The sequence below is a fragment of the Chloroflexus sp. genome (genome assembly GCF_034434295.1).
Lineage (GTDB): Bacteria > Chloroflexota > Chloroflexia > Chloroflexales > Chloroflexaceae > Chloroflexus.
The window spans coordinates 1-11,699 of record NZ_DAOTZQ010000001.1 but is presented as its reverse complement, the minus strand read 5'-3'; the positions used below and the strand labels follow the sequence as shown (position 1 = coordinate 11,699).

Here is an 11,699-nt window from a genome sequence, read left to right as displayed (position 1 = left end):
GCTTGCTATGTCCACCCATCCGCGTGATCGCGTATACGAGCTGTTGCCGGCTGTCTACCGCATTCGTGATGCCGCACAGGGTGAACCGTTGCGTGCGCTGTTGACCATCATCGGCGACGAACTGGCCCGGATCGAAACCGACATCGGCGCTCTCTACGACGATTGGTTCATCGAAACCTGTGCCGCGTGGGTCATTCCCTACATCGGCGACCTCCTCGGTGTGCGCTCACTCCGTGAATTAACCGCCGTCACCGATGTCAGCCTGCGTGCCTATGTCGCCAATACCCTGCGCTACCGCCGCCGCAAAGGGACAGCACCCGTCCTCGAACAACTCGCTCGTGATGTCACCGGCTGGCCGTGTCGGGTCGTCGAATACTTCACCCACCTGGCAACCACCCAGCATCTCAACCATATCCGGCTGGATAGCCCGGCGACGGCGTCCTTACGCGACGCCAACCGACTTGAATTGAACGGTGGCCCGCTCGAAACCCTCAACCGTACCGCCGAAGTCCGCCGGATCGAAAACGGTCGCGGTCGCTACAACATCCCCAACCTCGGCCTCTTCGTATGGCGCATCCAACCCTACGTCATCCAGGGCGTCACACCGCGACCGGTCACCGACCCACCCGATGGTCGCTACTGGTTTAGTCCCCTCGGTAACGACATTCCCCTCTTCAACCGGCCCCGTACCGAAATCGAAATCACCCACCTCGCCGAAGAACCCGATCTACCGGTGCCCCTGCCTCGCCGCGCCCTCCACGACGACCTCGCCGCGCTCCGTCAGGGCAGCATCAGCGAAAGTGCCTACCTGCCCGCCGCCCGGCCCGCTTTTCAAATACTGGTACCCGACGGCACCGGCAGCCTCGTGCCCGTCCCACCCTCCCAAATCCTCATCTGCGACCTCAGCGACTGGCGTCGGCCATCTGCCCCGTTTCAAGTCGCCGTCGACCCGCAACTCGGTCGGCTCACCTTCCCCGGTGGCACCGTACCGACCGACCTGCTGGTCAACTACACCTACGGCTTCGTTGCCGACATCGGCGGCGGCCCCTACACCCGTCGCACCACCCTCATCAATCCAACCCCCAGCGATTTTGCCGCCACCGTCGCCCAACGGCGCAGTGCCGACGCCACTACCCTCACCGCAGCACTCACCGCCTGGAGTTCCTCATCGGCATCGCTTGGCGTCATCACCATCCTCGACAGCGCCACCTATCGCGAAGACCTCACCATCGCCACGACGCCCGGTCGCACCCTCGTCATTCAGGCCGCCGACGGCCAGCGCCCACTCATCCACCTCACCAACCCGCTCCGCATCATCGGCAACGGCAACAAAGCCACCCTCAGAATCAACGGCTGCTGGATCGCAGGCGGGATCGACATCGCCGCCGGCGCCCTCGAACGCCTGGAAATACTCCATTGCACCCTCGTTCCCGGCTGGCACCTCGATAGCACCGGCGCCCCCCAATTCCCCACCCGACCCGCCATTCAGGCTGCCGCTCCCAACCCCGATCTGCGGATCGAACTCAACCGCAGCATCAGCGGTGCGGTATATCTGGCGGAAGATTCTGATGGACTGCTTGCCCACGATACAATCCTCGACGCCTTCGCGCCGGCCAGCCCAGCCTGCGCTGCCGGTGCCAATGGGGAGAAGATCGGCCCGCCGGCCAGCTTTATTCGCTGCACGGTACACGGCGAAGTGCGGGTGCGCCAGATCGACCTCATTTCCGAAAGCATCATGCTGGGTCGCGTCATCGCCGCCCGTCGCCAGATCGGTTGCAGCCGGTTCAGCTTCCTGGCGCCGGGATCGCGCGCCCCCCGCCGTTTTCGCTGCCAGCCCGATCTGGCCCTCGCCGCCGCCGCGGCTGATCGGGGCCTCCCCGTCTCAGCCCTATCTGCAGCCCAGCGCCAGACGATCATTCTCTCAGTCACACCATCATTCACCAGTACACGCTTTGGCCATCCGGCCTACATGCAACTCGCTCGCACCTGCTCCGACGCCATTACCCGTGGGGCTGAAGACGGCAACGAAATGGGGGCGTTTTACCTCATCCAGCAAGCCTTCCGCCTCGCAAATCTCCGCCAGGCGTTGCACGAATACCTGCGCGTTGGTCTCGCTGCCGGTGTCTGGTTAGCAACATAGCAGATACGGTGTAACGGCACTGTCTTCTCTTTTCGACAAGGAGTCTCCTATGCGCGGTGATTTTACCCGTTGGACGTTCAACCGCACCAAACACTACAGTGGTGTACTCAATCAGCAGGGGCGGGTCGCGCTCGATGCCGATTGGAATGAACAGATTGCCATCGATCTTGATGATGACCGCACTGTCCGGCGCGATCTGATAGGTCTGTGCGGCGGCCCCCAGGGGCAGGCCGGCTTTGATATAGTGATAACAGGCGGTACACTCGCCGTGACCGCCGGTCGTTACTACGTTGCCGGCATCCGGGTTGAAAACGAACAGACCGTTCCGATCACCGAACAACCCGACTTACCGGTTGCCGGCCTGTCCGAACTGGCCGGCCTGCCTGCCGACACCGCGCTACCTGCCGGCACCTACCTTGCCTACCTCGATGTCTGGGAGCGACACATCACCGCGCTTGAAGACCCTGCGTTGCGCGAAGTGGCCCTGGGCGGCCCCGATACCACCACCCGCCTGCGCGTCATGGCGCAGGTCAAACTCCTGCGCCTTGGTGACCTGGGAACGTCACTTTCGTGTGCATCCACCACGTCCGCCTGGGAAGCCTTGCTGGCCGGTAGTACCGGTCAGCTCGCAGCCCGTGCCGAACCCGATCCAACGGTGACCGACCCCTGCATCGTGCCGGCCACAGCCGGTTATCGCGGTTTAGAAAACCAGCTCTACCGGGTTGAAGTTCATCGCATTGTCTCTACGACCCGCATTGCTCTCAAATGGTCGCGCGAAAATGGTTCTGTCGTGGTTGGTTGGAGCGGACAGGATACACTCAATCCCAACCGCCTTACCGTAAGCAGTACCGGTCGCGATGAAGTGTTAGGGCTGGCGCCCAACCAATGGGTCGAACTCACCGACGACGATCGCGAGCGGCGGGGGGAGTCAGGGCTACTGGTGAAAATCGTCCAGGTCGAAGGTCAGGTCATCACCATCGATCCTGCCGGTCAGACTGTTGCCTACACTGCTTTCACGCACAATCCCAAAGTGCGGCGCTGGGACATGCCCGACGGCGAAGTGATTGTGACCACCAATGCTGCCGCCTGGACTGAACTTGAACAAGGTGTGCAGATTCGGCTCAAAGCGGGCACCTTTCGTCCCGGTGATTACTGGCTTATTCCGGCGCGGGTTGCCACCGGCGACATCGAATGGCCACGTGACACCGCTCAACAGCCGATCCCCCAACGACCGCACGGCGTCCACCACGCCTATTGCCGACTGGCACTGCTCGCATTCAGCGGCACAACCTGGACAAAGCGCGGAGATTGTCGGCGGCTCTTTCCCCCGCTCACCGAATCGATCCACTACTACGGTGCAGGCGGTGACGGTCAATCCGCTCTACCGGGCGAACTACTCCCACAACCGTTACAGGTTGCCGTCACCAACGGGCAGCAACCGGTAAACAATGCCCGAGTACGCTTTCAACTGGTACCACCAACCGCAGCTGGCCAGCTCACAGCCGGGAGCGTGACCGGCACCAGCATTGACGTTACCACCGGCGAAAACGGCATCTACTCGTGCCGATGGCGACTCGGCCCGACCGCCCAGAGTCAACGGGTCGAAGCATTTCTGGTCGAGATCGACGGCAAGCCGTTTGTCGATAATACCGGCGAGCCGATACTCCCCCGCATCTTCTTCAATGCCAGCCTCGAACGGCAGAGCCGGGGCGGGTGTTGCGTCACCATTGGCGTTGACGGCGACTTTCCCGACCTTAACACCGCCCTCAAAGAACTGCTGGCCCGCGACGAACGCCGTCTCGCCTTCTGCCTGCGTCCTGGCGTGCACGAAGTTGGTGGATTCCGTCTCGATCCCTCGCTCAATGATCGTCCCCTACAGCTTGAGCTAAAAGGTTGCAGCTTCGCCACCGATCTGCGCCTGACCGCACCGCTGGAGTTTATCGGGATTGACTCCATCGTCCTCCACAACCTTGCCATCACCGTTACCTTCATCCCCGAACCGGGAACGGCTGCGCTCTCGTTTACCCGCTGCCCCTACCTGATCATCACCGACAACCAGTTCAGCGGCATGACCGTGACTGTGAGCGGACAAGATAATGAACCCGGTGGTAGCGCACTGTTAAGCATTGTTGATAGCGATACAGTTCGCCTGAGCGGCAACACCTTCGTCGCAGCGATGCCTGAGCGAACCTTCCCGCCACTCCGCGATCTGTTTGCGAAAGCGGAACTGGCGCTACTCGCCGATCTCTTCGCTGATGAAAATCGGCTTATGCTCCCGGAGTGGCGTGAACCGGCCCGCAACATTGCCGAAGAGCTGGCCCGCCTCGATCCCGAACGGCGTCAGCAAAACGCCCGTATCATAGCGGCCCAAGTCTCTGAACGCATGAACTTCCTGTCGTTTGGCGAAATAGTGCAGTTCACGAAACTGACCACGGCGTTACAGGCGCTCCGGGCGGATACGGCCACACTCTTCGACATTCTGCTCGATCTGCGCCTATCGGCGGTGAAATCCCGCCCCGGCACCGCGCTCATGCTCCACCAGCGTCGGCTATTCAGCGGCGAAAATCTCGGCCTCGTCGCCGACCTTCTCGGCGAAGACGACATGATCCTGCTTGAACACAACCGCATTGCCGGAGTCATCAGCCTCTACGGCATGCCGGCGTCACGCGAACAGATCGCCGAACTCGCCGGACGGCTACGTGCGTTTGATCGCCAGCCCAACGAACCGGGCGGATCACGTCTGCAAATCAACACCTCCTTCATGGGCACAGTCCACCTGCGCAGCAATCATCTGGTCGCCCTCACCATCGGTGCTGCCCTGCTTAACACATTGCAGCCATTGACCGATCAAAACAACCCCGTGCTACCCGAAAACATCTATGCTCGCCTCTTACTCGATAGCAATATCATCGAAGGAGTATTCAACATCACCCTCAGCCGCAACCTGATCATGCAAGCCAATACTTTCACTGCCATGGCTGCCCCGCGCACTCGCACACCCCCAACCACTGCCGTCGGTTCAGCTATTGCCCCCCTCGGCTGGTGTCTCGCCGATGTGGCCACCTACCTTGGCAATCAAGGTCCTGGACAGGCAACCCTCTTCGACATCGCTCGCCTCAGCGAACGGGTCGCCAATCTCCAGATACAAATCGTATAAGGGCGATGCGTGCGTAGGGGACATAAACATTTCCGGCGCATTCCCCACCTGTACACTACACACTACTGACCCTCCCTGAACCGTCCACACCCGCCCCCAGCGGGGGCGGGCTGGGGTGGGGGCGTGTCTGCAACAACCCACCAGCCTTTCGCTGGTGACAAACCTGGGATCGTGCCAAGAAGCCGATCAAATGGTGCGAGGAGGATTGAGCTTTCTGCCTGCTGAGATAGCTCGCATGCAGCACGATGACAGCCTCATCGCTGTCGCCTTCTGCCCCGACGGACACCAGGTTGTGAGCGGGAGTTGGGATGGCACTGCCCATCTCTGGGATGTGACCACAGGGCAAGAAGTAGTGCGCATGCAGCACGAAGACCGGGTGACTGCTATTGACTTCAGTGCAGACGGGCGCCTGATAGCGACAGGAAGTAAAGATACTACTATCCGGGTGTGGGATGCAGCGACGGGACGAGAAATAGCACGGATGTCGCACAATGACGAGGTGACAACCGTGGTATTCAGCCCGGATGGACGCTGGGTAGTGAGCGTGAGTAATGATCACACCGTTCGCGTGTGGGACGTGGCAAGGCGTCGTGAGTTGGTTCGTATGAGCCACGACTCTACGGTAAGCGATGTCATGTTCAGTTCGGATGCGCGCTGGGTGATCAGTGGAAGTCTTGATGGTACAGCGCGTGTATGGGATACGGCTACCGGGCGTGAGGTTTCCAGGACAACTGTCAATTATAGCGTGAATTCTGTTATCTTCCATCCCGACCGGAGCTGGGTGGTGAGTGGGAGTTCTGGTTTACTGGGTCGGGCTTCAGCTCTGGTCTGGGATGCGGAGACCGGACAAGAGATCGCTCGCGTAACCCACGATGTCTATACCGTTGCCTTCAGTCCCGACGGTACTTACGTGGTTAGTGCAGGCTGCGATCATTGGACGCGGACAGAGCGAGTGGTAGTTCCTACCTTCTGCATACAAGGCTCTGCGCGGGTGTGGGAAGCAGCGACCGGTCGCGAAGTTACTCGTGTGGATTTTGCTAACAAGGTGACGATAGCTGCCTTCAGCCCGGATGGGCAATATGTGGTCAGCGCTGGCAGAGAGGTCATTCAGGTTTGGGATGCCTTGACCGGAGACATAGTATTGAGCACAATGAGCAATACTTTGGTGAATGCTGCTGCATTCAGTTCAGACGGACGCCGGCTGGTTATCGGCGGCCTGGATGGTACCGTCCAGGTATGGGATATGTCAGGTACTTCTGCGATTGCCAGAGTCTCCCACCAGAGCAGGGTAACAACCGTTGCTTTCAGCCCAGACGGGCAATACATTGCCCGTCGCAGTGATCAAATTGCCCAGGTATCGGAGCTACAGACCGGACGAGTTATGCGCATGCCCAACGAAATCAAGGTGACTACGCTTTCCTTCAGCCCAGATGGACGGTATGTCGTCAGTGGGAGTGAGGAAGGTGCTGTCCAGGTGTGGGATGTGACAACAGGGCAGGAGATCTCCCGTCTGCTCCATGATAGCTGGGTGTCTACCGTTGCCTTCAGCCCAGACGGACGGTGGGTCGTCAGTGGGGCTTTCGATGGCATAATGCGGGTGTGGGAAGTGACGACCGGACATACCATTGCTCAAATGAACCACGAGCATTCGATAGAAGCCGCTCTGTTCAGTCCCGACGGGCGTTGGGTAGCCAGTGCGAATGATTATGGTGAAGTGCGGGTGTGGGATGCGGCCACCGGCCGTGAAATAACTCGCATGTCTCATGAGCCTGATGTCAATCATATCGCCTTCAGCCCTGACGGGCGTTATGTAGTCAGTGGTGGCTGGGATGGCGTGGTGAGGGTATGGGACGCGGCCACCGATGAAATGATTGCCAGAATGTCCCATGACCACAGCGTAACTAACGTTGCGTTTAGCCCAGATGGGCGTCGCATCGTCAGTAGTAGTTATGATAAAACTGTGCGGGTTTGGGATGTTGCCACCGGAGATGAGCTACTGAAGTTGACCAATGAAAATGTTGTGACCAACGTTGCTGTAAATATGGACGGTAACTACACACTTAGTGTGGATGGTTTCATCGTGCATGTGTGGGAGATTACCACCGGGCGCGAAGTTGCTCGTATCACGTCTACCAGTCCGGTATGGGTTGCAGCCTTCAGCCCGGACGGGCGCTGGGTAGTGAGCGGCGATGGCGATGATGACAGTGGTACCGTTCTTGTCTGGCCCTGGCACCCCGAAGATCTGCTTGCTGAAGCCTGCAATCGCGTGCCGCGCAACCTGACCGAGGAATGGGTGCAGTACCTGGGGCCAGATATACCGTATCACGCCACCTGTCCCGGCAAGCCGTAGAGGTTGTGGTGAGGTGGATGTCTGTCCATATAGCTGGTAAACGGTAGCGTGCGGCTTGCAAACCGTTTCCGTCGCAGATGGGTAACGGTATTCAGACAGTCAGCCCAACAGATAACGAGCACACCCGGCAACCCCCGTGGGCGCAGGAGAGTAGGGGCGGGTTCCTAACCTTCCCCCGTTGTCCTACGCCTTCGCGCCGGCCAGACCAGCCTGCACTGCCACTGCCAATCGGGAGAAGATCGACCCGCCGGCCAGCTTTATTTGCAACACGGTACACAGCGAAGTAGAGGCTTACCGGATCGCGTGATTGCTGACCACTGCCAGATCGATTGAAGCTCTCTACTACTGGCGTTACGAGCGCTCCGCGTATGCTCCATCGCAGGGTTCCCACAACTCTCCCTGTCACGCTGCTGACGTACTGCACCAGCACGGGTTGGTATTGCACGCCGGGATGGTTATGGTGTACCATGATCAACAGCAGCATCTGTACCAGTGTTCTCCGTGCCTCTGTGGTGATATAACTTGGGTAAAGGTAATCCGCGTTCATCCGCCAGCCCCGCGTCCATCCGTGTCCCCCCCTCCCCCTGTAGCGCTCACCGATCCGCACCGCTGTGGTGGTATAAGGTGGCAACCTGGACGCTACATCCGCGTTCATCCGCCAGCCCCGCGTCCATCCGTGTTCCCTCCTTCCCCGTAGCGCTCAACGATCCGCTCAATCAGCCGCGTGGTTGCGTACCCCTCGCTAAACGGCAGAATCTGCACCTCGCCTCCCAGCGCCTGCACAACCCGCGCTTCAGGTAGGCGGGTGGCGTCAAAGGTAGTTCCCTGCCCGTAATCGCCCCCCTTCACGTACAGATCGGGCGCTAACGCGGCTACCACGGCCTCCGCCGTGCGCTCGTTGAAGATGGTCACTGCATCAACGCAGCGCAGCGCGGCCACAATCGTTGCCCGCTCTGCCTCCGGGACGATAGGGCGCAGCGAACCCTTCAATTGACGGGTTGACTCGTCGCTGTTGATGGCAACGATCAGCCGATCACCAAGCGCACGGGCTGCTGTCAGATAGTGAACGTGTCCTATATGGAGCAGATCAAAGACGCCGTTCGTGAACACTACTTTCAAGCCACCGGCCCGCCAGGTAGCACGTAATGCGATCAGTTCATGTAGCGGGTAGATGTTCATCGTCGTTCACGAAACGGTGACGTAAGCGGTAAACCCAGCCAGCACAAGACCATCACAACCAATACCGCACATACCAACAGACCGATCTGCTCGCCCGTCAGTGGTGCGCCGACGAAGAGGGCAGTTGCCAGAAATCCACCCATCGGCGCGATCGTCTGGATTGGTACCAGCCGACCGGCGTGCCGCCAGTCACCGTAGCGCAGCCGCTCGCCGATGCTGCGCCCGATCACCGTTCCAACCGTGCCGATCAGTGCCCACAGAAATGCGGCAATGAAAATACTCCACGCTCGTGAAGCCCACCAAAATGCGCTCCCGCCGATCAACCCGATCACCACACAAACCGCTGACGATACCCACAGTGGCGCCGGAAAGAACTTTGCCATCGTTGCCACCCTGTTGCCGGTGAGACATCGACAACGACGCCTCACCGGTTAGTGCCTGTACCCACAATGTTTACACGACCCACCGCGAATCAAGCGCCTGCGCACGGGCAGCAATCGCCGCTCGCCGCTCCTCAAAACCACGCCGACCCAACAGTGCGTATGTGTTAATCTTCCCGGCCTCAACTCCGGGTTGATCGAATGCGTTGATATCGTACAGCTCACCGGCTATCGCCGTCTGCATCTCCATCAGCATAAAGAACTGACCGAGCGTAAAGGCATTGATCTCCGGGAAGATATGCGTGATGTTTGGTTGACCGGCCTCACTCAGTGCAATCGCAGTAGCCTGTTGTTCGGCCTGGATCAGCTCGGCCATTGTATGACCACCCAGATAGCTCACGCCTTCCAGATCGGCGTATGCCGTTGGAATGGGGGCTGTCTCGGCGTACTGTTCAACGGCGACGAAATTGATCAGCTTGTCATACGGCCCTTCCATATAGAGTTGAACCTGCGAATGCTGATCGGTTGCGCCCAAAGCCTTGACCGGTGTCTGCCCGACCCGTGCCGGCCTACCCTGACGATCTACCGCCTTACCCAGGCTCTCAGCCCACAATTGCGCAAACCAGTCGGCGACATCACGGAGCCGGTTCGCATACGGCATCATCACCACAATTGGCTTGCCCTTGCGGAAGCAGAGGTAGTTGATGAGTGCGCCAAGGGCTGCCGGGTTCCGCAACGGATCGGGGTTGGCGGCCAGTTCGCCACCGTAGGCGGCACCGGCCAGTAGCTCACGAATATTCACCCCTGTCATCGCCGCCGACAATAACCCGACAGAGGTCAATACCGAGAAGCGGCCACCGACTTTTGGCGGGAGATCGAACATTGTCCATCCCTCACGCTGCCCAATCTGGCGCAGAAACCCACTGCTGGGATCGGTCGTCAACACGATATGATCACCGAGCCGGTCTTCGCCGACTGCCTCAACCAGCGCCTGGCGAAAGTAGAGAAACGATGCCATCGTCTCGGCGGTAGTGCCGCTCTTGCTAATGACGTTGAACATCGTCCGCCGGAGATCGAGCATCCGTAGCGCACCTGCATTCAATTCCGGGTCCGAATTATCGAGTACCAGCAGCCGCGGCCAGCCACGTTGCTCGCGTGGTAACAGGTTATAAAACGGTCCGTTGATTGCCGTCTGTACTGCGATGTTCCCCAGCGCCGAACCACCAATGCCCAGCACGACGAAGGTGTCAATCCGATCACGGTGGGCAACAGCAAACTGCTCAAACGGCGTTACGTCTTGATCGGGCAGTAACGGCCAGCCAAGATCGGCCCGTCGTTCCTGGACGGCAGCAATCGCTGCTGCGGCGCGTGGAGCTTCTGCTTCAAGTTCAGCCGGGGTCAAACCATGCGTTCCAAACACATTATTTACATCGAGCCGAATGCGTTGCTTCTCCCGCCACGCGGTATCCTCATAGCGCATACTCAACTCCTTCACTAATCGGTGTGTACGCAACTTCTGCAAACGCAGAAGCGAAGCAGTGCCGTTACTTGCATGTGAGCACAATGAGCCTATCAGCGCCGATTGTTATTGCGCACACAGTATAACACTCATCTGCATGGTGCTATAGACGGGCTTTGGCTCGGAAACGTGCTGTGTGAGGCACTAACAATCACTCCCTTGCGTTTCCGTGCAGGTAGCGATAAGATGATTCAACAAACACGCAGTCCCGGTCATCCCCAAACGATAGCATTTCATCACCTGAAGGAGTCGCTATGCACGCCATTCAGAGCGCAGACATCAAAAGTTTTGCCATCGGCTTGATGAATCTCCGCCCATTTGCCGGTCAGGAATTAATGGCAGTGCGGGTTGATGCGCCAAAGGGCGCAGTTGCTCCAGCCCACAGTCATCCCCACGAACAGATGACGCTTGTCATCAGTGGTCGTTTACGGTTTCGAGTAGGTGAGGAATGGCGTGAACTCGGTCCGCTCGAGATTGTCCACATTCCCGGTGGGGTCGAACACGAAGCGATTATGGAAGAAGATTCCGTCTTCTTCGATCTCTTCCATCCGATACGAGCCGACTTTTTGCAGCGACAGGCTGAAGCCGGATCATGATGAAGAGTTTTGCATGCGCTCGTTACTGGCCTGGCGAGCTGCGGCATACTCCTCTGCCGTAATTACCTGACCGCCAACAATATCCTGACTCAACAGGCGGCGTTGGCGGTCGAAGCGCAACTCCGCCGTCATCAGACGAAAACAGCGGTCGTCCATCATCTCTTTACGTATCCAGTAGCCACTAATCTCCTCGCGGTCATCGTACTCTGCCGACAGATCGTTGTAGAGATTAATCCGCACCTGTACCGCTGCGCCGCAGCGCTGACAGCGCACATGGAGCAGCATAAACGGTGCCTCTTCGCTCCGCCCCCCAAAGAGTCTGCGCAACCATTGCATGAGTTCACTCCCTGGCAATCTGTTTACTGGTGATACTCTTCA

General features: G+C 59.0%; 8 protein-coding genes. 4 read left to right on the top strand and 4 right to left on the bottom strand.

Features of this window, described 5'->3' with window-relative positions:
- The first annotated feature begins 7 nt into the window (after positions 1 to 7).
- The 3 genes from VAE57_RS00040 to VAE57_RS00030 all read left to right on the top strand — a co-directional run bounded on the left by VAE57_RS00040 (position 8) and on the right by VAE57_RS00030 (position 7,647).
- On the top strand, positions 8 to 2,140 hold the full coding sequence (locus tag VAE57_RS00040; RefSeq protein ID WP_322819872.1) for a hypothetical protein: 2,133 nt from the start codon (positions 8 to 10) through the stop codon (positions 2,138 to 2,140).
- A 49-nt stretch (positions 2,141 to 2,189) separates the two neighbouring features.
- Positions 2,190 to 5,297, top strand: a complete 3,108-nt coding sequence (locus VAE57_RS00035; RefSeq protein ID WP_322819871.1) for a DUF6519 domain-containing protein — start codon at positions 2,190 to 2,192, stop codon at positions 5,295 to 5,297.
- A gap of 235 nt (positions 5,298 to 5,532) precedes the next feature.
- Positions 5,533 to 7,647 (top strand): WD40 repeat domain-containing protein, encoded by a 2,115-nt coding sequence (locus VAE57_RS00030; protein ID WP_322819870.1) that lies wholly within the window; start codon positions 5,533 to 5,535, stop codon positions 7,645 to 7,647.
- A gap of 651 nt (positions 7,648 to 8,298) precedes the next feature.
- Here VAE57_RS00030 and VAE57_RS00025 read toward each other — a convergent pair.
- From VAE57_RS00025 to VAE57_RS00015, 3 genes are all read right to left on the bottom strand, one after another.
- Entirely contained in the window at positions 8,299 to 8,826 is a 528-nt protein-coding gene (locus tag VAE57_RS00025; RefSeq protein WP_322819869.1) for an adenylyltransferase/cytidyltransferase family protein, read from the bottom strand.
- Positions 8,823 to 9,209, bottom strand: coding sequence for a hypothetical protein (locus tag VAE57_RS00020; protein ID WP_322819868.1), 387 nt, complete (start codon positions 9,207 to 9,209; stop codon positions 8,823 to 8,825). Before VAE57_RS00020 ends, VAE57_RS00025 begins: the two co-directional genes overlap by 4 nt.
- A 70-nt stretch (positions 9,210 to 9,279) precedes the next feature.
- Positions 9,280 to 10,686, bottom strand: coding sequence for a glucose-6-phosphate isomerase (locus tag VAE57_RS00015; protein ID WP_322819867.1), 1,407 nt, complete (start codon positions 10,684 to 10,686; stop codon positions 9,280 to 9,282).
- A 293-nt stretch (positions 10,687 to 10,979) separates the two neighbouring features.
- Between VAE57_RS00015 and VAE57_RS00010 the strand changes: the two genes are divergently transcribed.
- Positions 10,980 to 11,321 (top strand): cupin domain-containing protein, encoded by a 342-nt coding sequence (locus tag VAE57_RS00010; protein ID WP_322819866.1) that lies wholly within the window; start codon positions 10,980 to 10,982, stop codon positions 11,319 to 11,321.
- Here VAE57_RS00010 and VAE57_RS00005 read toward each other — a convergent pair.
- The gene (locus VAE57_RS00005) at positions 11,316 to 11,657 is read right to left on the bottom strand and encodes a hypothetical protein (protein ID WP_322819865.1); all 342 of its coding nucleotides are present in this window, start codon (positions 11,655 to 11,657) and stop codon (positions 11,316 to 11,318) included. The two genes, VAE57_RS00010 and VAE57_RS00005, sit on opposite strands and share 6 nt — an antisense overlap.
- Positions 11,658 to 11,699: the final 42 nt, after the last annotated feature.

What these genes read in the sequence shown, in the direction of transcription:
- VAE57_RS00040 (WP_322819872.1), top strand. Translation starts at nt 8, where the DNA reads ATGTCCACCCATCCGCGTGATCGCGTATACGAGCTGTTGCCGGCTGTC.
- VAE57_RS00035 (WP_322819871.1), top strand. Translation starts at nt 2,190, where the DNA reads ATGCGCGGTGATTTTACCCGTTGGACGTTCAACCGCACCAAACACTAC.
- VAE57_RS00030 (WP_322819870.1), top strand. Translation starts at nt 5,533, where the DNA reads ATGCAGCACGATGACAGCCTCATCGCTGTCGCCTTCTGCCCCGACGGA.
- VAE57_RS00025 (WP_322819869.1), bottom strand. Translation starts at nt 8,826, where the DNA reads ATGAACATCTACCCGCTACATGAACTGATCGCATTACGTGCTACCTGG.
- VAE57_RS00020 (WP_322819868.1), bottom strand. Translation starts at nt 9,209, where the DNA reads ATGGCAAAGTTCTTTCCGGCGCCACTGTGGGTATCGTCAGCGGTTTGT.
- VAE57_RS00015 (WP_322819867.1), bottom strand. Translation starts at nt 10,686, where the DNA reads ATGCGCTATGAGGATACCGCGTGGCGGGAGAAGCAACGCATTCGGCTC.
- VAE57_RS00010 (WP_322819866.1), top strand. Translation starts at nt 10,980, where the DNA reads ATGCACGCCATTCAGAGCGCAGACATCAAAAGTTTTGCCATCGGCTTG.
- VAE57_RS00005 (WP_322819865.1), bottom strand. Translation starts at nt 11,657, where the DNA reads ATGCAATGGTTGCGCAGACTCTTTGGGGGGCGGAGCGAAGAGGCACCG.